This window comes from Bacillus sp. CH140a_4T, assembly GCF_008923725.1.
Classification (GTDB): domain Bacteria; phylum Bacillota; class Bacilli; order Bacillales; family Bacillaceae_G; genus Bacillus_A.
The window spans coordinates 390197-412840 of the sequence record NZ_WBPF01000016.1 but is presented as its reverse complement, the minus strand read 5'-3'; the positions used below and the strand labels follow the sequence as shown (position 1 = coordinate 412840).

The 22644-nt window shown below is 35.7% G+C and carries 21 protein-coding genes and 1 other annotated feature; of the genes, 8 read left to right on the top strand and 13 right to left on the bottom strand.

From position 1 onward, the window contains the following. Positions 1 to 78: 78 nt before the first annotated feature. From F8162_RS17575 to F8162_RS28775, 3 genes are all read left to right on the top strand, one after another. Positions 79 to 477 carry a hypothetical protein gene (locus F8162_RS17575; RefSeq protein ID WP_000043382.1) on the top strand — a complete coding sequence of 133 codons (399 nt, stop codon included), beginning with the start codon at positions 79 to 81 and terminating at the stop codon, positions 475 to 477. After that, the gene (locus F8162_RS17570; protein ID WP_151631310.1) at positions 477 to 1370 is read left to right on the top strand and encodes a ClpXP adapter SpxH family protein; all 894 of its coding nucleotides are present in this window, start codon (positions 477 to 479) and stop codon (positions 1368 to 1370) included. The genes F8162_RS17575 and F8162_RS17570 overlap by 1 nt, the downstream gene beginning before the upstream one ends. Before the next feature lie 230 nt (positions 1371 to 1600). Further along, positions 1601 to 1774 (top strand): hypothetical protein, encoded by a 174-nt coding sequence (locus tag F8162_RS28775; protein WP_046957017.1) that lies wholly within the window; start codon positions 1601 to 1603, stop codon positions 1772 to 1774. Between the two features lie 128 nt (positions 1775 to 1902). Here the strand turns inward: F8162_RS28775 and pepF are convergent, their stop codons facing one another. From pepF to mecA, 4 genes are all read right to left on the bottom strand, one after another. After that, positions 1903 to 3729 carry an oligoendopeptidase F gene (pepF, locus tag F8162_RS17565; protein WP_151631311.1) on the bottom strand — a complete coding sequence of 609 codons (1827 nt, stop codon included), beginning with the start codon at positions 3727 to 3729 and terminating at the stop codon, positions 1903 to 1905. 50 nt (positions 3730 to 3779) lie between these two features. Continuing rightward, complete coding sequence (locus tag F8162_RS17560) at positions 3780 to 5024, bottom strand: competence protein CoiA (protein ID WP_151631312.1); 1245 nt, start codon at positions 5022 to 5024, stop codon at positions 3780 to 3782. A gap of 80 nt (positions 5025 to 5104) precedes the next feature. Next, positions 5105 to 6649, bottom strand: a complete 1545-nt coding sequence (locus F8162_RS17555) for a cardiolipin synthase (protein WP_000799207.1) — start codon at positions 6647 to 6649, stop codon at positions 5105 to 5107. 72 nt (positions 6650 to 6721) lie between these two features. Next, positions 6722 to 7405, bottom strand: coding sequence for an adaptor protein MecA (gene mecA, locus F8162_RS17550; RefSeq protein ID WP_000350711.1), 684 nt, complete (start codon positions 7403 to 7405; stop codon positions 6722 to 6724). A 342-nt stretch (positions 7406 to 7747) separates the two neighbouring features. Here mecA and F8162_RS17545 point away from each other — a divergent pair, with 342 nt between their 5' ends. Further along, positions 7748 to 8422, top strand: a complete 675-nt coding sequence (locus F8162_RS17545; protein ID WP_151631313.1) for a TerC family protein — start codon at positions 7748 to 7750, stop codon at positions 8420 to 8422. 49 nt (positions 8423 to 8471) lie between these two features. Here the strand turns inward: F8162_RS17545 and spx are convergent, their stop codons facing one another. Then, positions 8472 to 8867 (bottom strand): transcriptional regulator Spx, encoded by a 396-nt coding sequence (gene spx, locus F8162_RS17540; protein WP_000258267.1) that lies wholly within the window; start codon positions 8865 to 8867, stop codon positions 8472 to 8474. A gap of 593 nt (positions 8868 to 9460) precedes the next feature. Here spx and F8162_RS17535 point away from each other — a divergent pair. Next, the gene (locus tag F8162_RS17535) at positions 9461 to 9664 is read left to right on the top strand and encodes a hypothetical protein (RefSeq protein ID WP_000559976.1); all 204 of its coding nucleotides are present in this window, start codon (positions 9461 to 9463) and stop codon (positions 9662 to 9664) included. Positions 9665 to 9692: 28 nt separating this feature from the next. Here F8162_RS17535 and F8162_RS17530 read toward each other — a convergent pair whose 3' ends face one another. After that, positions 9693 to 11339 (bottom strand): peptide ABC transporter substrate-binding protein, encoded by a 1647-nt coding sequence (locus F8162_RS17530; protein WP_151631314.1) that lies wholly within the window; start codon positions 11337 to 11339, stop codon positions 9693 to 9695. A gap of 352 nt (positions 11340 to 11691) precedes the next feature. Between F8162_RS17530 and F8162_RS17525 the strand changes: the two genes are divergently transcribed. After that, a complete protein-coding gene (locus F8162_RS17525) occupies positions 11692 to 13137 on the top strand; it encodes an MATE family efflux transporter (protein ID WP_151631315.1) in 1446 nt (481 codons plus the stop codon). Positions 13138 to 13223: 86 nt separating this feature from the next. Here the strand turns inward: F8162_RS17525 and F8162_RS17520 are convergent, their stop codons facing one another. The 7 genes from F8162_RS17520 to F8162_RS17490 all read right to left on the bottom strand — a co-directional run bounded on the left by F8162_RS17520 (position 13224) and on the right by F8162_RS17490 (position 20501). Then, positions 13224 to 13913, bottom strand: coding sequence for a cardiolipin synthase (locus F8162_RS17520; protein WP_151631316.1), 690 nt, complete (start codon positions 13911 to 13913; stop codon positions 13224 to 13226). A gap of 19 nt (positions 13914 to 13932) precedes the next feature. After that, the gene (locus tag F8162_RS17515; RefSeq protein ID WP_151631776.1) at positions 13933 to 14439 is read right to left on the bottom strand and encodes a matrixin family metalloprotease; all 507 of its coding nucleotides are present in this window, start codon (positions 14437 to 14439) and stop codon (positions 13933 to 13935) included. 370 nt (positions 14440 to 14809) lie between these two features. Further along, entirely contained in the window at positions 14810 to 15745 is a 936-nt protein-coding gene (locus F8162_RS17510; protein WP_144613526.1) for an ABC transporter ATP-binding protein, read from the bottom strand. After that, positions 15738 to 16781 (bottom strand): ABC transporter ATP-binding protein, encoded by a 1044-nt coding sequence (locus tag F8162_RS17505; RefSeq protein ID WP_000854348.1) that lies wholly within the window; start codon positions 16779 to 16781, stop codon positions 15738 to 15740. The genes F8162_RS17510 and F8162_RS17505 overlap by 8 nt, the downstream gene beginning before the upstream one ends. Before the next feature lie 18 nt (positions 16782 to 16799). Next, entirely contained in the window at positions 16800 to 17816 is a 1017-nt protein-coding gene (gene opp3C, locus F8162_RS17500; RefSeq protein WP_000974097.1) for an oligopeptide ABC transporter permease, read from the bottom strand. Further along, on the bottom strand, positions 17813 to 18742 hold the full coding sequence (gene opp3b, locus F8162_RS17495; protein ID WP_000534165.1) for an oligopeptide ABC transporter permease: 930 nt from the start codon (positions 18740 to 18742) through the stop codon (positions 17813 to 17815). Before opp3b ends, opp3C begins: the two co-directional genes overlap by 4 nt. Before the next feature lie 127 nt (positions 18743 to 18869). Continuing rightward, a complete protein-coding gene (locus tag F8162_RS17490; protein WP_151631317.1) occupies positions 18870 to 20501 on the bottom strand; it encodes a peptide ABC transporter substrate-binding protein in 1632 nt (543 codons plus the stop codon). Positions 20502 to 20820: 319 nt separating this feature from the next. On the opposite strand from F8162_RS17490, the gene F8162_RS17480 reads away from it, so the two are divergent. After that, positions 20821 to 21201 (top strand): DUF3899 domain-containing protein, encoded by a 381-nt coding sequence (locus F8162_RS17480; RefSeq protein ID WP_001044993.1) that lies wholly within the window; start codon positions 20821 to 20823, stop codon positions 21199 to 21201. A 105-nt stretch (positions 21202 to 21306) separates the two neighbouring features. Next, positions 21307 to 21523: a binding site (T-box leader), on the top strand. A gap of 75 nt (positions 21524 to 21598) precedes the next feature. Continuing rightward, on the top strand, positions 21599 to 22588 hold the full coding sequence (trpS, locus tag F8162_RS17475) for a tryptophan--tRNA ligase (protein ID WP_098254665.1): 990 nt from the start codon (positions 21599 to 21601) through the stop codon (positions 22586 to 22588). Positions 22589 to 22644: the final 56 nt, after the last annotated feature.

The following is a 22644-nucleotide window of genomic DNA, read 5'->3' as shown; positions in this document are numbered from 1 at the left end:
AAGGCTGTTTATTTGCCCTCTAGAACATTCCATTGCTACAATAGATATACATTTCATGGAAAAAGGAGTTTATAAAGGATGAGCAAGCAACCGATGACACCATTTGAAGCAATTGGCGGTGAACAATGCATTGCAATATTAGTAGACACGTTTTATTCCTATGTCAGTAAACACCCTGACCTATCTCCCATCTTCCCGGATGATTTAACAGAAACCGCTAGGAAGCAGAAACAATTTTTAACGCAATATTTAGGTGGTCCTAATTTGTACACTGAAGAACATGGTCATCCTATGTTAAGAGCACGCCATCTTCCGTTTGAGATTACTCCAAAACGAGCAGAGGCTTGGCTATCATGTATGGAGCAAGCAATGGATGACACAGGAGTGCACGGTCATATAAGAGAGTTCGTTTTTGAACGTTTAGCATTAACTGCTCAGCATATGGTTAATACTCCAAACGAAACAGGTGAAGTGTAATGGATAAGCAGGAAGCAAAGCATATAAATATGCCATCTCCTTCCGCATGTGAGCATAAGTCTGTAGAAGCATATTTATTTATTGATCCACTTTGTAAAGATTGCTGGGAAATTGAGCCCTTTATTATTAAACTATGGCTTGAATACGGGAAATACTTCTCTATTCGTCATATCGTAACAGGAAAAGTGGACGGAACGAACGCTTCCTCACACAAATGGAATAAACCTGCTAATATTCGATTTGTGTGGGAAAAGACAACAAGTTTACAAGGTTTTTCATGTGATGGAAAGGTACATATGCAAGAGGCATCGTCAACACCATATTTAGTTTCGATGGCAATTAAGGCAGCCGAGTTACAGGGCCGAAAAGCAGGTTCGAAGTTTTTGCGAAAACTCCAAGAATACATTTTCCTTAAAAATGTATCAAACCCTGACTGCGAATTATTACTTGCATGTGCAAGAGATAGCGCTATTGATGTAGAAGAATTTAAAAAAGACCTACATTCCGCTAGCGCAAAAAAAGCTTTCCAATGTGATTTAAAATTTACAAATGAGATGCATATTACAGAAATACCTTCTCTCGTATTCTTTCATGCGAATTCAGATGAAGAAGGTATTAAAATCGCTGGAACTTATTCCTACGACGTATACGTACAATTATTAAAAGAACTTGTAAAATGTGAAATCGAGCCAGAACCATTACCACCTTTAGAAGTGTTACTAGAAGCAACGCAATTTATATCTTCAAAAGAAGTAGCATTTATATATGACTGCTCGCAACAAGAGATCGAGCGTGAACTGAAAAAATTACAACTGAAACGAAAAGTACAAATGATTGACGTAAAATGTGAGCGTTATTGGAAATGGATAGCAAAAGAAAAAGACCTGGTGTAAAACACCAGGTCTTTTTCTTTACGGCTTATAAAAATATTAAAGGGGATGGGAGAAATTTTCACGTTCAAACAAAGGGGTATATGTTTGTATGTGAATTCGTTCACGCTTATTATATTACAAGATTCGACGTCAGATGACAACCCTTTTTGTCGAATTTCACACTTTTGTCACATTCTAAACGTTTTCATTTCTGAATAAGCTATAAAAAAGCTATTTTGGAGGTGTTCTGTATGAAAAAAACGTATATTTTACTTATCTTACTAGCTGTCATCGTTTCTTTTTTCTTGTACATCCTCTCTCTACTACAAGCTTTTCCTAAAATTATTGCCTTCCCTCTTTTATTTGGAGTCATTGTCATCGCTCTCTCTTATTTCAACCATAAAAAACGATTTAAAGGGTTTTAATTAAAAAAATCACCTGTAAAACTGCCTTCTAATTTAGAAAAAAGAACGAAATTCACCTTATCCTTTCGACAAATATCGACAAAAATATTTAAAACAAAAAAGACGAGGGAAATCCCTCGTCTTTTCTATTACTTCTCTTCAAATAATAATGCTTCTAATTCATTTAATTTCTCTTCAAATACTTGCAATGCTTCTTTTACCGGTTCTGGAGATGCCATATCTACTCCTGCTTTTTTCAACACTTCAATTGGATAATCTGAGCTTCCTGCTTTTAAGAATTCATTAATGTAACGTTCTACTGCTGGTTGCCCCTCTTCTAAAATTTGTTTAGATAAAGCCGTTGCTGCACTAAATCCTGTTGCGTATTGGTATACGTAATAGTTGTAGTAGAAGTGCGGAATACGAGACCACTCTAAACCAATTTCTTCATCGATTACTAAAGCATCACCGAAATATTTCTTATTTAAATCATAGTAGATCTCCGTTAACATGTCTGGCGTAACCGCATGTCCCTCTTGTACTTTCTTATGAATAATATGCTCAAACTCTGCGAACATCGTTTGACGGAATACAGTACCACGGAATCCTTCTAAATAATGATTTAATAAGTATAGACGCTCTTTCTTATCTTCCGTCGTTTTTAATAAATAATCATTTAGAAGCGCTTCATTACAAGTTGATGCTACTTCCGCAACGAAGATTGAATAGTCACCGTATACGTGCGGCTGCGTTTTTCTTGTGTAGTAGCTATGCACCGAATGACCAAACTCATGAGCAAGTGTAAATAAATTATTTACATTATCATGCCAGTTCATTAAAATATACGGATTTGTTCCATATGCACCAGATGAATATGCTCCGCTTCGTTTTCCTTTATTCTCATACACATCTACCCAGCGGTTTTCATATGCTTCTTTTAAAATATCAACATACTCATCACCAAGTACATTTAAAGACTTTAATAACATGTCTTGTGCTTCTTCATACTTCACATTCATTTTCACTTCTGGTACAAGTGGTGTATATAAATCATACATATGAAGCTCGTCAAGCCCTAGTGCACGCTTACGAATATCAATGTAACGATGTAGCAAGTGTAAATTATCATTTACAGATTCCATAAGTTGATCATACACCGCTTCAGGAATATTATTATTACTTAATGCAGCTTGACGTGCAGAATCGTATTTGCGAACGCGCGCATTGAAATTATTACGCTTCACAGCTCCGCTTAACGTACTTGCAAATGTGTTCTTATATTTTCCGTACGTTTCATATACAGCTTTGAACGCATCTTCGCGTACACGACGATCATCACTTTCTAAAAACTGAATGTAACGACCATGTGTAATTTCTATTTCTTCTCCATCCTCACCTTTAATAGATGGGAATTTTAAATCCGCATTATTCAACATACCAAATGTATTACTTGACGCACTCATTACTTCAGATGCTTCTGCTAATAGTGCCTCTTCCGCTTCGGATAATACGTGCGGGCGTTGACGCGTAATTTCTTCTAACGCATGTTCATATACACTTAAGTCTCTATTTTCTTTCAAGAATGTTTGCATTGTATCTTCTGAAATCGATAAAATTTCAGGCACGATATATGCCGTGCTACTAGATACTTGTGAATATAAATTTGTCGCGCGATCATTTAACGCTTGATACACAGAGTTTGTTGTATCTTGATCGTAACGCATATGTGCATATGTATATAGCTTACCTAATCGCATTGAAATTTCATCTTCATATTGTAATGCTTCAAGTAAATTGTTCGCTGAGTCACCAAGTTTCCCTTTAAATTCAGTTAACTTCGGTAATAGCTCTTTAATAGCTTGGAATTCTTTTTCCCATTCTGCATCTGTTTGGAAAATATCTTCTAATCGCCACGTACTTGATTCTTCAATCTCGTTGCGATTCGGTAATGTTTTTGCTGTGTTTTGTTCAGACATCCTTTAAGCCCTCCTTTAAATATCTCTACTTACATACAATTCGATTTTTCTTATGTAATTCCTTCACGATCAGTCTTTATTATATCCCCTTTTCCTTCTCTCATGTTGTACTTTGCCTCAAATAAAGATAAGGCATACGTTAAGCAAATTTCATCATATTTTATAACTTCCTCTTCAGTTTTCAACATAGCTATCCCCCTTATTTTCCGGTACTTATAAGTCCCTACTTTACGTAATACACCTGCATAACATAAAAATGTCATATATTCAGTAACTGCCACTTTCCATATATGCTGTGAAAAGTACGGGAGCATACGCCTTTTCGTATACGTTTTCACATAACTACATACATATTGAAGGGAAATACAATCGCCTACCGCAAGCTCGCCTATACACTTCATATATAGAAAAGCTTGCCATATAAATGGATTTGTTTGAAAAGCAAATGAGGACGGGAGCGGCACACCAATTTCAGAAGGGAAATTTGCTGGGGTACATTTACATTGATATAAGAGGCGTAATAGTGACTTATGATTATAATTGCAAATAGGCAAAGCATTTTTTCGAAAATAGTCCTTTCGCTGTTTCCATTCTCGGTCTAATGTTTCTTTTTGGAAAGTGACAGGAGAAAAGAGCATTTCAAAAGTAGTCGTTTCAGTTGGTAAATATATAATATTTGAGAAAGAGACGCTTGTAGAAAATGAAGTGAGAAACGCGCATTTCATAAATGATTTTTGTTTCGAACAGAAGAAAATAAGAAGTGGCTGAGGATAAGATTGTAAGGAGAAAGCCATAAGGGAGGAGAATTTCATCCAATATGCTGATTGCCTTTTCAATTGATTTCCACCAATGATCCAAATGATCTGTATACCAGCTCGCCAATACGAATAGGTTCGTTTGTACAGCAGCTCTATAGAGAGATTGGCGCATTGGTATTCAATCGCAATTGTTCTCCCTGCTCTCTCTATGAAAATATCTGGTCGTTGCTGAATTTCTGGAAGATAGTGCTCTATATACACAGGAAAGTTTTGACGTTTGAACCACCTATATAACAGTTCTTTACCGTGCATATGATACATCGATTCTGCTTCATAAAAGGCAAGACACGCGTCCATTTTCTTATGAGCAAAATGCCAACTTTTTTGTTTCCCTAATTTCATTTGCACTTCCTTCCCACAAGCTATGCAAAAGAAGCTTTCCATTTTACGCATACGATGTAAAAGTTCTTCATCATGATGATAGAGTAGATGAATTTTTTCTCCGTTTTCTCTTTTGGCGATAAACATCGGAATCACACCCTTTCAGCTCCTTATATTCTACAATTTATTACAAATTCCTTTTAAAAAAGAGATGTCCCAATTTCGGACATCTCTTTTTATAATAAAGGTGATAATAATCGATACGTCGATTCAACAATTCGTCTATGAAGACGCCTTTTATGAAAACGATCGACATGAATTTCACTTGATTCTTCTATATCCTCTTTATAATCTTGAACAAGTTTTCGAATGCTGTCTGTATCATATAAAAAGGCATTTACTTCAAAGTTCAAATGAAAACTTCTCATATCCATATTAGCAGTCCCAATTGAAGCTAAATCAGAATCGACAATGACAACTTTACTATGGAGAAAACCTTTTTCGTATTCATATATCTTTACCCCTGCATCTAAAAGCTCTGGGAAGTACGATCTCGATGCGTAAAAGACAGTGCGCTTATCAGGCTTACTCGGCATTAACAAACGGACATCAATACCAGCAAGCGCAGCTACCTTTAATGCGGATAAAATATCATCATCAGGAATGAAATACGGCGTCGCAATCCAAATGGATTTCCGCGCAGAAGCAATCATGGCAAAATATAAATGTTTAATTGTTTCCCATTTATTATCTGGTCCACCTGCAACGAGCTGTACGCCTCCCCAATGATCACCCTCAACTGCTTTCGCTTGTAAATATTCAGGGGCCAGCACAGCCTCACCAGTCATATAAAACCAATCTTGAAGGAAAATAAGTTGTAAGCTTTGAACAGCTTCACCACGCAAATATAAATGCGTGTCTCGCCAAAAGCCGAAATACTTATCCTTCCCTAAATATTCATCACCAATATTTAATCCACCTACAAATCCTTCATTTCCATCAATAATAACGATTTTTCGATGGTTTCGATAATTAATCTTATCGTTTAAAATCGGAAAGCGAACAGGAAAGAACGGAATCATTTCGACACCTGCATCGTTTAATTCTTCAATATACGAATTTGATAATCTAAAACTTCCAACCGCATCATATAAAAAACGAACGACTACGCCTTCTTTTGATTTTTGTATTAAAATATCTTTAATTTCGGTTCCAAGCTTATCATCACGTACAATGTAATATTCCATATGAATGTGATGTTTCGCTCGTTTTAATCCATCTAAAATGGCCTGAAACGTTTCATCTCCATTTGTTAATGTTCTCGTTTCAGTTTGAAATGAAATATTTAAAGCGCCTAAACGATCCGCTAAACGAAATAAAAGCTCTTGATGCTTATGATTGCGCAAAATCCGTTCCTCATAATCTTCATGCCCCTTATATTGTAAAAACGCTTGTTCATCGAGCAACGCCTTCTTTTGGAACATTCTCTTCCTCCGAAAGTTCTGTCCGAATAATAAATAAGCGAAGAATCCAAATACCGGAAAAATACCTAACACAATGAGCCATGTAAGTGTTTTAGACGGATGACGGTTCTCTAGGAAAATCACGCAGCCAATTAAAAATGCAGATACCGTAAATAAAATACTAATAATACCTAAAATCGAAACATCTTTTATCCCGATTACATCCGAATAAAATGCTACGTCAATAAACATACGTAACGAAACAAATAATGCGAACAATAATAAAACAAAGAAAATCAACTTTAACGTATTTTTCATCTCTTACCTCCTTACTAAGAAAGCTTTCCTATTCTTCATATAAAAAGCCGATTTCATACTACAGAAATCGGCCTACGTTTTAGCAGGAAAATTATTGCGAATTGTTTCAAGCGCATGCTCTTTCACAATTTGTTTTCCATACTCACTTACACGATGAATTGTTAAAGTTGATTCTTCTCCGTATTCTAAAACAATACTTAAAATACGATCAATTTCTTCTTCATCATGTAGCACTTCATCGAATTCCACATATACATAATAGCGGTTCTCAAATGAATACAGCTCATCTTTTATATCTTCAAAGATAAGACGGTGGCTTAATGAAATGACATCTTCAAAATCATTAAACTTAATTAAAAAGCCAAACGTACCATCTTCGTTAAAGTTTGTTCCTGCTTGTTCCTCTACCTCTTCCACTAATTCTTGCTGGAACAATGATTCAATGCCTTCATCTAGAGGAATGTCTATAATTTTATCTACACCTATTGGTAGTTCTAGCTTTTGTCCATCCTTTGAAAGCTCTGCTTTCGTTACAAGTACTTCAATCCCTTTATCGACTGCTTGCACTTGAATCCATAACGGTCCATCAATAAAGAAATCATCATGATCACGAGCTTCGTCCATCATCTCCCAAAAGAGCTCTTCACTTCGTTCGCGGTCATACCAAATTTCTTCACGATTAAACCCTCTATCCTCTATATCAATGTACGTAATAAAAAATTTCATCGTATGGTCATTAATTCTTTCAATATCCAAAATACAACTCTCCCTTCCTGCTTAGAATTGTTATGAAGGGATTCCCCACTCATATGACAAATCAATAGATTCTTGTACTCTCATTTTATGATAAGATTCTCCAGAATGGAAATAAAATCGATTTATTTTACAAAAATAGTTATATGCCTATCTTCATTCGACCATCTACACAAATATATCATTATAGCGATTTCTCACTCATGAAAAATTTGGACATACATTTCCACCTTCCCCCGTACACTGTAATAAAGTGAAACTTTTATTAGAGAAGATTATTTAGTCTCTCTCTTCACCACATACATATAGTTGGCTTATTAAAACATCATAAATGGAGGCAGACGAATGGACTTAGAGTTTTTAACATCTGTACTAATGATTGTCGGTATCGATGTTGTATTAGGTGGTGACAACGCAATTGTCATCGCACTAGCTAGCCGAAATTTACCTGAATCGAAACGAAATAAAGCCATTTTGATTGGTACTCTTTTAGCAATCGTGTTAAGAATTTTACTTACTATACTAGCTGTCTATTTACTCGACGTTCCATTTCTACAGCTTATCGGCGGCGTTTTACTCACATTAATCGCAGTAAATTTACTAACTGATAATAGCAACGATCTTTCTGCTATTCAGGGGAAAACAACTTTATTTCAAGCTGTGCGTACAATTGTATTCGCGGATCTCGTTATGGGGTTTGACAACGTTATTGCCATTGCAGGTGCAGCTCACGGAAGATTTTTACTCGTAATAATCGGCTTACTCATTTCTATCCCGATTATTATTTGGGGCAGCAAACTTATTTTAATACTGATGGAACGCTTTCCATTCCTCATTTATTGCGGAGCAGCGATTCTCGCCTATACAGCAGGAAAAATGGTTACACATGAAGACAGGCTTGCAACCTTCTTTCATAACAACCCAAGTTTCACTGCAAGCATTCCTTTTTTATTCATTTTCACTGTTCTATGCATCGGTATTATCGTTAAGCAAGTTCGATTACAAAATGTGAAACATTAAAAAAAACCTTCTACTATATAATAGGTAGAAGGTTTTCATATTATTATAATTAATTTACAAGACGCTGTGCTTCACGTAATTGGAACGTTCTTACTGTACGTGGTAAGAAACGGCGGATTTCATCTTCATTGTAACCTACTTGAAGGCGTTTCTCGTCAATCATAATTGGACGACGTAAAATCCCTGGATAGTCACGAATCATCTTATATAAATCTTGAAGTGGTAAAGACTCTAAGTTTACATTTAATTCTTGGAAAACTTTCGAACGAGTAGAAATAATCTCATCCGTTCCGCTTTCTGTCATACGTAAAATCTCTTTAATTTCCTCAATCGTTAATGGATCTGAGAAAATATTACGTTCTGTATAAGGAATATGATTTTCCTCTAGCCATAATTTCGCCTTTCTACAAGACGTACAGCTTGGAGAACTATATAATGTTACCATACAAAGCTCACTCTCCTTAAAGAGTACAAATTCTGTACTAATTACAGTTTAAATTTCTAAATTCAGCAATTTTTTGCGATACCTTGTCTTAAAACAAAGTGCAAAAATCGCATTTCATGTAAGCAACAACATTTAGCAAACAACAATTACTTTTAATAAGTAACTTCTATAATCATTATACAATAGATTTTGCAAGAAATATACAGTAAATTTCCTTCTAATTGAGAAAACTCTTCCGTGTATGCCACTGCTATGTAACATGATCACACTCACTTTATCTGTTCTTTAACAATAACCTCCAACCTTCTTAACGCTTGATTTTCATAGATTATTCATATGATATATAGTTATTTCCCCAGAATCTTTCCTATAAAAAAGAGAACGTTTTCTTACCTTTTCTTGATAAATTAATTAAGAAATGTAAGACTATACAAGTGAGAACGAAAAGGAACGTTTGTTCTTATTTTAACAAACATTCTCATTCATGTCTATACGATTTCTAAAATAAATCAATTATTTTTCTGACATTTCTTTCTTTTTTACCTTTTATCTCATACAATAAACATACAGACAGGCAAAGGGGGAATTTGCAAATGATTGCTTTCTTTATTGATTTTGTCACGGTTGCTGCCCTCATCATCGGAATCACAGCATTGATTGGTGTCATTACAAATAGCATTGGTGAAAAACTCTTTGGCGGAAAAGAAAAGATGAAGTTTGTTAATAAAAGTTTGGATGTACAATCCGGCTGGAACGAAGTCGGCGGGAAAGGTATTTATAAGAAACGTACGTATTAAAAAAAGCAGGTAATCACCTGCTTTTTTCTTATTTCTCTACTGACGCCCATTTAAAGCTTAAATCGCCGCCATATTTATGGTTGTACATATTTTTAATTGATTCTCTTTGTATATATGCTCTACCACGTTGATATACTGGAACAATCGCAGCGTCATCAAGTAACATTTTCTCTGCTTCTAGTAAGTTTTTCCAACGAGCATTTACATCGCTTCCATCTTTCTTCGCTTTCATGATAATTTCATCATATTTTGGATTAGAGTATTTCATTTTATTTTGTGATCCGTCCGTTACGAACATATCAAGGTATGTAACTGGATCTGGGAAGTCTGCACTCCATCCAGAGAATGACATCACATAATCGCCCGCATCTTCTAGTTTTAGTTTTTGCGCAAATGGTTGCTGTTTAATTTTCACTGTTAAACCTGGTAAATTCTTTTCTAATTCACCTTTTAAATATTCACCTGTTTTCTTCGATAATTCAACGTCTTCATTTAATAGCTCTAATTCGATTTCATTTTTACCAAGTTCTTTTTTACCAGCTTCCCAATATTTCTTCGCTTCTTTCACGTTTGGTTTTACAATATCACCATTTACAGCACGGAAGTCTTTCTTATCTGGCCCTTTAATGAAGTTATCAGGAATTAATCCTGTTGCTGGCTTAGAACCGTTATTTAATAATGTATCAACGAACGGCTTACGTTCAAAAGCAAGTGAAATGGCTTTACGAATATTTTTATTTGCTAAAGCTGGGTCTTTTTGATTTAAACGAAGGAAGAATACAGATGTATCTTCTACTGTTTGGAAATCTGGTTTTCCTTTATATTTATCGATGAACTCTGCTAATAACGTCGCTCGATCGACTGCGTTTGTTTCATATAAATTAATTGGCGTAGACGTATCTTTTACAATATTAAAGTTTACTTCCTCAATCTTCACTTCTTTATTGTCCCAATATGACGCGCTCTTTGTCATTTTAAAGCTACGTTCATGTTGCCAATCACTTAATGTAAATGGTCCGTTATAAAGTGTTGTATTCGCTTCCAAACCAAACTTCGTACCTTGCTCTTTTACAAATTTTTCACTCACAGGATAGAAGATTGGATATACCATTAAATCTACAAGGTATGGAATTGAATTGTCTAATTCCACTTCTAATGTATAATCATCAATCGCTTTTACCCCTAATTGATCCGGACTCATCTCTTTTTTATTAATTTTCTCTGCATTTTTTATATCATACATAATGTACGCTGATTTCGCAGCTGTATCTGGGTTAATCGCTCTTTGCCATGCGTATACGAAATCTTTCGCTGTCACAGGCTCACCATTTGACCATTTTGCGTCTTCACGTAATTTAAATGTATATTTTTTACCGTCTTCTGACTTTTGGAATTCCTTCGCTACACCAGGAACTAGCTTATCATCTTTTCCTAAACTGTATAAGCCTTCCATCGTATTAGTCATTACCCTTGAAGAAACTGCATCAGCTGATAACGCTGGGTCCATCGTTGGAATTTCTTGTGTTTCAATTAAGTTAATAACTTGCTTCGCACCGCTTTTCCCGCTATCCCCTTTTGCGTTCGCTTGCGGTTCATCTTTTTGGTAGCTACATGCCCCTAACATCATGCTCATCGCTACTGTTGATACTACAAAAACTGGCATCTTTTTTTTCATACTTCCACCCTCCACAAAAATGTTAGCCCTTTCATTTTCAAACAAATAGAAATATATATATGTTCTAACAATTCATATTATACACACAAATATATTTTTTGTATATTTATATTTCTATTTCATTAAAATTTTCTGTTAAGAAATAAACCTTTGTAAACGTTTCATATTGCTGATTTTCCTTACTAAAGTGTTGAAAAAGAGTATTTTTATATTTTTCTAAATTATCAGAGAAAAACAAATTTTGTATCTCATAATACTTTATGTATAATTATCCTTCTCTTTTTATCATAAAATAGCGCCCCCTTCATAATAAAGATATGTAGGCTAAAATGAGTGCAAAGGATAAGAAAGTATGTTACGATACACTTTGCTAAAAATAGATATCGGTAAAGAGGGGACGGACATGACAGCAATTCAGGCAAAAAACGGGCCGACAGAGAAATTAAGTTTATTCTTATTAACATGGCCTATTTTTCTAGAAGTTTTTCTATTTATGTTAATGGGGATCGCTGATACTTTCATGTTAAGTGCATTATCAGACGATGCTGTATCTGGGGTTGGTGCAGCGAATCAATATCTCCATATCGCTATTTTGGTACTAGAAGTCATCGGGAACGGCGCAGCTATCGTCGTATCTCAATACCTCGGTTCCAAACGTTTTATGGAAGCATCTAAAATATCAGCTTTAGCCGTTACATTAAATTTAGTGGTCGGACTCGTTATAAGCGCTGGTTTTCTTTTATTTTCAAAACATATGATGATGGCAATGAACTTACAAGGCGATGTACTCATGTATGCACAAAGCTATTTATCCATCGTCGGCGGAGCTATTTTCCTTCAAGCTATTATTAATTCATTAGCCGCAATTATCCGCGTACATGGCTTCACAAAGCAAGCCATGTTTATTTCACTTGGAATGAACATTATTCATATCGCTGGAAACTACGTACTTATTTTCGGGAAATTCGGTTTCCCAGAGCTCGGTGTACAAGGGGCTGCTATTTCTTCTGCTGTAAGCCGACTTATCGCACTTATCGTTTTCTTCTGGTTACTGTACCGCGTTATGGAATACCGTGTGAAATTACAATATTACTTCACCTTATCAAAAGAATACATCGGGAAAATTTTAAAGATCGGGATTCCATCTGCATTTGAGCAGGTTATGTATCAAGCTTGCCAAATTGTCTTCTTATACTATGCAACATATTTAGGAACGGAATCATTAGCGGCTAGACAATACGCTACGAACATTTCTATGTTTACTTATTTATTCGCTATTGCGATTGGTATGGGAACAGCCATTATTATCGGACGCCTCGTTGGCGGTGGTGAAAAAGATGAAGCGTATGAACGCGTATGGAAAAGTGTAAAGTGGGCAATTGGTGTCACTTTATGTATGGTCGCTCTCGTTATTATATTCCGCACACAATTAATGGGGCTATTTACAGATAATCCGCACATTATTGCGTTAGGTGCAAGCGTCCTTTTACTAAGTGTACTACTTGAAACAGGGCGTACGATGAACATCGTTATCATCAATTCACTTCGCGCAGCTGGCGATGCAAAGTACCCAGTTTTAATTGGCGCATTCTCTATGGTGTTAATGAGTTTGCCACTCGGTTACTTTTTCGCCTTCCATTTAGATATGGGGCTCGTTGGTATTTGGTTGGCGATTGCTATTGATGAATGGACACGTGCCATCATTATGTTCTTCCGCTGGAAAAGTAGAGCGTGGGAGCGTTATGCACTCGTTAAACCTGAAGAACAAGAAGAAATTGTTTCTGTTCAGGCACAGTAATAATCCCTTAATCGAGATGCAGTCATTTATAAATGAAATTTGCATTGAAGAAAAGCTGTTCCAACAAATTGTTGGAACAGCTTTTTTTAATTATACTTTTCAATTTCTATCTTCAATTCGTCAATATTCTTATTAGAAATCGTATCCGATATGGTATGATCCACTTGATTTTTTAAAATATATGTTTGGTTATCTTGTTTCTTTTTAACACTTAATCTCTCTTCGTCTACATGTAATAAGTTTGACTGTAAATACGCTATATCATTTTCATCAAACATTATGGAAAATGGTTCAATTGCGCCAAAGTAATGATTCATATTTTCATCTTTTTTCAAAAATAACATGTATTTCTTCCCAATCTCCGGCTTTATATAAAGAGGGTCTTCATTTACAACCTTACTATTCGAATCATCGATTTCAATTTGTTCTGCGTATCGATAATTAATTTTCATTCTATCTTGTAAGGGATCTCCTTTTAAAACTTCTTTTACGTTAAAATTGTATAAATGCCCCTCTACATAATTCTCCTGATCTTCTTGACTAATATCTTGTGGATTACGCGCCATATTCCAAGTTGAATCAAAGCCATCATAATTGCCTATTGCAACTACATCGGCTTCCTTAACCATGTCTTCTAATCTACTTGTGGATGGAAAATCTTTAGTTATTAAAATTGTTGTATCTTCGACTTCTCCAAAATAAATACTATATCCCCCTATACCTAAGAAAATTGCAAAAGGGACTGCCAACAAAATGAATTTCAATTTTTTATTCATTATAAATCCCTCCTTACTTTCATTTATAAATTGCATTTACACCATTCACATCATCTTTTTGAGGAACGTGCATTTTGGTACGATCTCTATCACTATTCATAATAGATTCCCCTGTATTATGATCGAGTCCTAATGCATGTCCTAGTTCATGAACAGCCGTACTTTTAGCGACATTTGATTTTGTGATATTTGTATTACCTGCATTAATGTCTCCAGAAAACTTCGTAACAATTTTATTATTTAGTTGAACAATCATTCTTCCATAATATGTGGACGAGGATTCATACCACGAATTTAATGTATGCACGGAAGATCCGTGATAAAAGAACTTGGCATTAGCTGCACTATTTTGCCAAGTTGAAATAGCATCCTGCCAACCACTCTTTATTACACTGCTTCCCGATAAACGGTCACCCCATTTAAAGCTTTGGTTTTTTGTCGATAATTTGTACCCTGTCTTTACATACGCATGTGACACATTAAAACTACTACCTACTATGAACACTATCCCAATAGCGACGAACATCGAAATAATTTTTTTCAACAAATTACTTCCTCCCCATTATTTTTAATGGATACTCGTTCTCTTTCATGATTCTATAAATCTTTTCGTTTACTATACAAAAACGCTTCTATTTCAAAAACACATCATGATGTATACCTACATATTAGTACTATCTCTTTCACCAATCAAAATAATAAAATAAGCTTCTCCTACTTAAAAAACACTTATTTTCTAGTCTCAAAATAGAAATAAACTTATGAAAAATTCTTTTTTATAAGTTTAAATTAAATCACAACTATTGAGATAAACTAATTTAAAGCAAGTCTAGCCTGTCATTCCTTCTATCAATAAAAAAAGCCAATCTTCCGTTATGGAAGATTGGCTTTTTTTATTATTGATAAATCTCTTTATATTTCTTATACTCTGCTTCAGAACATAATACGAAATGTCCTGGGCGAATTTCACGCATTGTTGGTGCTTCACTACCATAATCATGTTGAGATGGATCGTATACGATACGTTTACGATTGCGCTCATAATCTGGATCTGGAAGCGGAATTGCTGATAATAGTGATTTAGTATATGGATGAATTGGATTCGCATATAACTCTTCACTTGTTGTTAGCTCAACGATTTGACCACGGTACATTACGCCGATGCGATCACTAATGTATTTTACCATTGATAAATCATGGGCAATGAATAAGTATGTTAAACCTTTTTCCTTTTGTAACTTTTTCAGTAAATTTACAACTTGCGCCTGGATTGATACGTCAAGTGCTGAGATTGGCTCATCGGCAATGATAAATTCAGGTTCTACAGCAAGTGCGCGAGCTATACCGATACGTTGACGTTGTCCACCCGAGAATTCATGAGGGAAACGGTTTGCGTGCTCTTTATTTAAACCAACTGTGTTTAATAATTCATGAACACGGTCCATACGCTCTTTTTTGCCTTTTGCTAGTCCGTGAATATCAATACCTTCCGCAATAATATCCCCTACTGTCATACGAGGATTTAATGATGCATATGGATCCTGGAAAATCATTTGCATTTTACGGTTGAACTTCTTCAGTTGTGCGCGTGATTTTTTACCATGTACATTTTCACCATCGAACAATACTTCACCAGCAGTTGCATCATATAAACGAATAATCGTTCTTCCAGTTGTCGATTTACCACAACCTGATTCTCCTACAAGACCAAATGTTTCTCCGCGGTAAATATCAAATGAAATATCATTAACCGCTTTGACAACACCACCACTCACGTCGAAGTGCTGTTTTACATTTTTTACTTCAATTAATTTCTCACGTTGTTTAGTCATGTTGTTCACCTGCTTTCATTTGAAGAATGCGTTTTTCAACAACTGCTGGCGGTCTTACTTCTGGAGCTTGCTCGTGAAGTAACCAAGTTGCCGCATAGTGTGTATCACTTACTTTAAATAAAGGTGGATCCATTTCAAAATCAATTTTCAGTGCCTGTGGGTTACGTGGTGCAAAAGCATCTCCCTTTGGCGGCTTTAATAAATCTGGAGGCGTTCCAGGGATTGCATATAACTCTTCTTCTGAACCATCTAAACTTGGCATCGATGCGATTAAGCCCCAAGTGTACGGATGTTTTGGATTGTAGAAAATTTCATCAACCGTTCCAATTTCAACAACTTTACCAGCGTACATAACTGCTACGCGGTCCGCAACATTTGCCACTACACCTAAGTCATGCGTAATGAAAATGATTGCCGCTTCTGTTTTTTGCTGAATGTCTTTCATAAGCTCTAAAATTTGGGCCTGAATTGTAACGTCTAGCGCTGTTGTCGGCTCATCAGCAATTAATAATTTCGGGTTACAAGCTAACGCCATCGCAATAACTACACGCTGTCTCATACCACCTGAGAATTGGTGAGGATATTGTTTTAAGCGCGCTTCTGGATTTGGAATACCTACAAGGTCGATTAATTCTAACGCAACTTTACGTGCATCTGCTTTACTCATCCCTTGGTGTTTAATCAGACCTTCCATAATTTGATTTCCAATTGTCATCGTTGGGTTTAATGATGTCATTGGATCTTGGAAAATCATTGCGATATCTTTACCGCGTACTTGTTGCATTTCTTTTTCTGTTAATTTCGTTAAGTCACGACCTTCAAATACGATTTCACCATTTTTAATGCGTCCAGGAGGATTCGGAATTAATCCCATTAACGCTTTAGAAGTAACTGATTTCCCAGAACCAGATTCTCCTACAATCGCTAATGTTTCTCCTTTTTTCAAATCAAAAGTAACGCCGCGTACAGCTTGTACTTCACCTGCATGTGTATCAAAGGAGACTTGTAAATCTTTTACCTCTAACAATGTTTTCATTTTTGCCTCTCCCCTCTTTTACTTACGCATTTTTGGATCTAACGCGTCGCGCAATCCGTCTGCCATTAAATTGAATGCTAAGATTAACATACTGATGACAACCGCTGGGATGAACATCATATGTGGATACGTTTGAATTGATTTATAACCATCGTTTACAAGAGAACCAAGTGATGCGAATGGTGGCTGAATACCTAAACCGATGAAGCTTAAGAACGCCTCACCAAACACTGCTGTTGGAATTGTAAACATTGTCATTACGATAATTGGTCCCATTACGTTCGGGATTAAGTGTTTTACAATTAATTGTGTATTTGTTGCACCTAATGTACGAGATGCTAATACGTATTCTTGATTTTTTAATTTCAGGATTTGTCCACGAACGATACGCGACATCCCTATCCAACCTGTAATCGCCATTGCGAGTGTAATTGACCATATACCAGATCCCATAATGATTACCATTAAAATAACGATGATTAAGTATGGAATACCGTTAATAATCTCCATAATACGTTGCATAATATTATCTACTCTACCGCCATAGAACGCTGAAATACCTCCATAAGCAACTCCAATTACTAAGTCAATCGCCGCTGCTAAAAGAGCGATATATAATGATACACGCGTACCTTCCCATGTTCTTGTCCATAAATCGCGTCCAAGATCATCTGTACCAAACCAGAAATACTCTTTAATATCACGTTTTTCATATTGGTCAACACCATATTGATCTGTACCGTCAAATGGTAGCCAATGAACATTTTCAATAACAGGAATTTTCGGTGGTAATTTCGCACGACCTAAGTCTTGCTCTTTATAAGAATGCTTACTTACCATCGGTCCTAAAACTGCTAGTAATATAATAAGCGCTAATAAAACGAAACCGAACATCGCTCCTTTATGTTGGAACAAACGTCTTCTTACATCTTGCCAAAACGTTAAGCTTGGACGGGCAATGACTTCATTATCCACATTATTTTGATTGGCTTGTTGAAATAAATCTGGAGATAATTTTTGTACATCTTTCATCATTTTTTCCCTCCCGCTAAACGAATTCGAGGATCAATAATTCCGTATAAAATATCGACAATGAAAATAACTAAGATGAAAATCGCACTATAGAAAATTGTAGTTCCCATAATAACTGTATAGTCATTTACTGTAATAGATTTAACGAACTGTTCCCCCAGTCCTGGTACAGCATATATTTGCTCAATAACTAATGTCCCTGTAATTAAACCTGCAACCATTGGTCCTAAAATTGTTACTACCGGAATTAATGCGTTACGAAGTGCGTGTTTGATAATGATAACGCCTTGGCTAATCCCTTTCGCTTTCGCTGTTAAAATGTAGTCAGCTTGCATAACTTCAATTAACTCTGCACGAGCAAAACGTGCGATTGTTGCGATAACTGCCATCGATAAAGCGATTGTAGGCATTACGGTAAACTCTGGTCCTTTCCAGAATGCTACTGGGAACCATCCAAGTTTTACCCCTACGAAATATTGTAGTAATGCGGCAAATACGAACGATGGTACCGACATCCCGAGTACGGAAATAATTGTCGCCCCATAATCGACCCACGTATTGTTACGAAGTGCCGCAACGATTCCTAAAATTAAACCGATAAATGTTCCTAATATAATCGCCTGTAAACCAAGTTGTGCTGATGGTCCAATGCGATCCACAATCATATCTGTTACTGGACGGTTATCATATTGGAATGATACCCCTAAATCACCTTTTGCTAAGTTACCTAAGTAACGTGCATATTGAACTGGTACTGGATCATTTAAGCCATATTTTTCAAGAATGATTTCTTTTTGTGCCGGTGATAGCTTCTCCTGGTTTTTAAGCGGAGAACCCGGAAGTAATTTCATCAAAAAGAAAGTCAGTGTAGTAATTAAAAATAATGTCAAAGCCATGTACACGAAACGTTTTAATACATAACGTCCCATAGTCAAGCACCTCCCCGTTTTTCTCAAAAGCAATAAGATAGTTTGAAATATTCTTACTTTTATTTTTTTAAAATAAGAGCATATGCCCATCATAGGCATATACCCTTATTCATGATGGAAACCATTTTTAGTTTTTGAGTTCAACCCACTTGTAGCTAAATTCCCCGCCATATTTATGTTCTAATAGGCCAGTAATTGAACCGCGTTGTAAATATGCTTTTCCAGGTTGATATACTGGAGCAATCGCTGCGTCTTCAAGCAATTGTTTTTCTGCCTTTAATAGCGCATCCCAACGAGCTTGTACATCAACTTCTGTTTTCGCTTTTTTAATTAAATCATCATATGCTGCATTTGCATAATTTACTTTGTTTTGCGCATTACCTGTCGTATACATTTCAAGGAATGACATTGGGTCCATATAGTCTGGGCTCCATCCCGCATACGACATCGCATAATCTCCACTTGCTTCAAGTTTTAATTTTTGTGCAAATGGCTGCATTTTTGTTGAAACTGTTAAACCTGGTAAGTTCTTTTCAAATTGGCCTTTTAAATACTCTCCGATTTTTTTCGCATCATCAGTATCAAAGTTTAATAGCTCTAACTCTACCTTGTCTACACCAAGTTCTTTTTTACCAGCTGCCCAGTATTTTTGCGCTTCTTTAATATCCTCTTTTATAAGCTTTCCGTTTTCTTCACGGAAGTCTTTTCCATTCGGACCTTTTGCTAAGCCTTTCGGAACAAAACCATATATTCCTTCTGAACCATCGTTTAAGATCACTTTCCCGATGTTTTCACGTTCAAAGGACATTGCAATTGCTTTTCGGATATTTTTATTTGCTAAAAATTTATTCTTTTCATTTAAGCGAATAAATTGTGTAGATGGTCTCTTAATCGTTTTAAAGTCAGCATCTGATTTGTATTTATCTACAAACTCTGATGTTAAGACTACACGATCAATTGCTTTCGTTTCATATAAATTTATAGCAGTTGAACGATCCTTAACAATATTGAAGTTTATTTCCTCAAGTTTTACTTCTTTATTTTCCCAATACGTTGGATTCTTCTTCAGTTGGAAACTTTGTTCATGCTTCCATTCATTTAATACGAATGGACCATTATAAAGTGTCGTATTGGATTCTAATCCAAATTTTGCACCTTGTTCTGTTACAAACTTCTCATTCAAAGGATACAAAGTTGGATAGACTGTTAAACTTACAAAATAAGGAACAGGGTTATCTAATTCCACTTCAAGTGTATGATCATCAATTGCCTTTACACCAAGTTCTTCAACTGGCAATTCTTTTTTGTTAACTTTCTCCGCATTTTTAACATCAAATAGTATGTAAGCAAACTTGGCACCCGTATTTGAATCTACAGCTCTTCTCCAAGAATAAACGAAGTCTTTCGCTGTTACAGGTTCACCATTAGACCATTTCGCATCTTCACGTAACTTAAACACATACTTTTTGCCATCCTCTGATTTCTCATAAGATTTAGCGACACCTGGAACAAGTTTATCGTCTTTCCCCAGACGATACAATCCTTCCATTGTGTTATTCATGATGTTAGAAGATGTTGCATCTGTTGATAACGTCGTATCCATAGTTGGAATTTCAGCTGTCTCAGTTAAATTTAACACTTGCTTGTTTGAGGATTTTTCTTTTGCGCCTGCTTTATTATCCTCTTTTTGGTAACTACAAGCTCCTAACATACTGACAGTCAGCGTCGATGCAAGTAATAACGGTATCTTTTTCTTCATGTTGTGTTGCCTCCCCTAATTGCACTTCCTGTACCCTCACTTGTAAAAAAGTAGAATTGAAAGAATAATCTCCAAGTTTCTACAATTTTCATTATACATATAATATAACAATTGTGAATATAGTTTTTTGTTTTTTTGTTAAAATTTTTAATAAAATGTTTATTTTTTTATTTTTTTGTAAAGGGATAGGTTAACATTGCTACTATCATCTTGAAATCAGACCTTTAATTGCGTATAATTTTCAAAAAATTAATTCTAGTACATATTATAGCTTTTATAGTATAATAATTCTAGTAATATTTTGACGGAGGGGAATATTTTGAATAAAGTTTTTTTTCATACTTGTATACTAATTTTCATAGCGATAATCGCTTCTAGTATTGGCGCATTCCTCGTTTCATCGCAATTTTTGTTGAATTTTGTCAATATATCGTTTTATGTCGCACTATTTTTTATTCTTGTTGGCGGTTTTTTATTCATATTTCAAAATGGATTTTTCAATGTAACAATTTACGCCTTCCAAAGAGTATTTGGTACGAACAAAAAAATTGAGTCTTTAATTGAAGAAGTAGAGGAACCTGTCGATAAGAAAGAACGTATTTATAAAACATATTCATTCAAATGGACGTATCCAATTTGTATTACCGGTATCGTTCTTGGGTTGTTCTCGACCCTCATTAGCTTTACTATTTTGATGTAGTTTGCAAACACTATCCCATATGATATAATAATCAGCAAAACATTTTGTTATAAAACTTTAGTTCTTTCATATTAAAAGAGCTCAGGTAACAATAAATAAATTTATATGTATGCGATGATAAAGAAGAGTACATATTGAGGCAATTTCAGAGAGCTTGTGGCTGGTGTGAACAAGTAATTGTACAGTATGGAATGGGCTTTTGAGCACCAAACCGAACCGAAAGTAGTAGGCTTTGGCGTTATATCCAAACGTTATTATGGATTAGAGAGATTTCACAGTAGTGAAATAATTAGGGTGGTACCGCGGTCCATTCGTCCCTATAGTTTTTTGGGATGAATGGGCTTTTTTGTTTGCCTTCTCTTCCCCATCACGCATTCAAATTTAGGAGGAATTACTTATGTCAGTTATCTTTTCTGGTATTCAGCCGAGTGGAACGATTACACTTGGAAACTATTTAGGAGCTATGAAGCAATTTACAGAGCTTCAAAATGAACACGACTGTTATTTCTGTATTGTAAACCAACATGCGATTACAGTACCTCAAGATCCCGTACAACTTCGTAAAAACATCCGCAGTCTTGCTGCACTTTATGTAGCATGTGGCATCGACCCTGAAAAAGCTACTTTATTTGTACAATCAGAAGTACCAGCACACGCTCAACTAGGATGGATTATGCAATCAGTTGCTTACGTTGGAGAATTAGAGCGTATGACGCAATATAAAGATAAAGCATCGGGTAGAGATTCAGTTCCAGCTGGATTACTAACGTATCCACCATTAATGGCTGCTGATATTTTACTTTACAACACTGAAATCGTACCTGTTGGTGATGATCAAAAACAACATATGGAATTAACACGCGACCTAGCAGAGCGTTTCAACAAACGCTTCCGTGAAGTATTCACTGTTCCTGAAATTCGCATTCCAAAAGTAGGAGCTCGCGTTATGTCATTAACAGAACCTACGAAAAAAATGAGTAAATCTGATCCAAATCCAAAATCAATGATCAGCATGCTTGATGAACCAAAAACAATTGAAAAGAAAATTAAAAGTGCTGTAACTGATTCTGAAGGTATTGTGAAATTTGATAAAGAAAACAAACCTGGAATCTCTAACTTATTAACAATCTACTCTTCATTCTCTGGAAAAACAGTTGAAGAAATCGAAGCAATGTACGAAGGAAAAGGATACGGAGACTTCAAAGGCGACCTAGCACAAGTAGTCGTAGAAGCAATTCGTCCAATCCAAGACAAATATAACGAACTAATCAACTCACCAGAACTAGACGAAATTCTAGACAAAGGTGCCGAAAAAGCCAACCGCGTTGCATTCAAACAACTACGCAAAGTAGAAAACGCAATGGGACTAAGTAGAAAACGTAGGTAACATATAAAGCGGAGGCGACTGTTTAGCCCTGACGGCTAAGGTTCTTTCCCACAGAA

Coding starts and splice junctions, on each gene's coding strand:
- F8162_RS17575 (WP_000043382.1), top strand. CDS start 79: ATGAGCAAGCAACCGATGACACCATTTGAAGCAATTGGCGGTGAACAA.
- F8162_RS17555 (WP_000799207.1), bottom strand. CDS start 6,649: ATGAAAAATACGTTAAAGTTGATTTTCTTTGTTTTATTATTGTTCGCA.
- F8162_RS17535 (WP_000559976.1), top strand. CDS start 9,461: ATGATTGCTTTCTTTATTGATTTTGTCACGGTTGCTGCCCTCATCATC.
- pepF (WP_151631311.1), bottom strand. CDS start 3,729: ATGTCTGAACAAAACACAGCAAAAACATTACCGAATCGCAACGAGATT.
- F8162_RS17490 (WP_151631317.1), bottom strand. CDS start 20,501: ATGAAGAAAAAGATACCGTTATTACTTGCATCGACGCTGACTGTCAGT.
- F8162_RS17515 (WP_151631776.1), bottom strand. CDS start 14,439: ATGTTCGTCGCTATTGGGATAGTGTTCATAGTAGGTAGTAGTTTTAAT.
- F8162_RS28775 (WP_046957017.1), top strand. CDS start 1,601: ATGAAAAAAACGTATATTTTACTTATCTTACTAGCTGTCATCGTTTCT.
- F8162_RS17570 (WP_151631310.1), top strand. CDS start 477: ATGGATAAGCAGGAAGCAAAGCATATAAATATGCCATCTCCTTCCGCA.
- F8162_RS17530 (WP_151631314.1), bottom strand. CDS start 11,339: ATGAAAAAAAAGATGCCAGTTTTTGTAGTATCAACAGTAGCGATGAGC.
- trpS (WP_098254665.1), top strand. CDS start 21,599: ATGTCAGTTATCTTTTCTGGTATTCAGCCGAGTGGAACGATTACACTT.
- F8162_RS17505 (WP_000854348.1), bottom strand. CDS start 16,781: ATGAAAACATTGTTAGAGGTAAAAGATTTACAAGTCTCCTTTGATACA.
- F8162_RS17520 (WP_151631316.1), bottom strand. CDS start 13,913: ATGAATAAAAAATTGAAATTCATTTTGTTGGCAGTCCCTTTTGCAATT.
- opp3b (WP_000534165.1), bottom strand. CDS start 18,742: ATGGGACGTTATGTATTAAAACGTTTCGTGTACATGGCTTTGACATTA.
- spx (WP_000258267.1), bottom strand. CDS start 8,867: ATGGTAACATTATATAGTTCTCCAAGCTGTACGTCTTGTAGAAAGGCG.
- opp3C (WP_000974097.1), bottom strand. CDS start 17,816: ATGATGAAAGATGTACAAAAATTATCTCCAGATTTATTTCAACAAGCC.
- F8162_RS17545 (WP_151631313.1), top strand. CDS start 7,748: ATGGACTTAGAGTTTTTAACATCTGTACTAATGATTGTCGGTATCGAT.
- F8162_RS17525 (WP_151631315.1), top strand. CDS start 11,692: ATGTTACGATACACTTTGCTAAAAATAGATATCGGTAAAGAGGGGACG.
- F8162_RS17510 (WP_144613526.1), bottom strand. CDS start 15,745: ATGACTAAACAACGTGAGAAATTAATTGAAGTAAAAAATGTAAAACAG.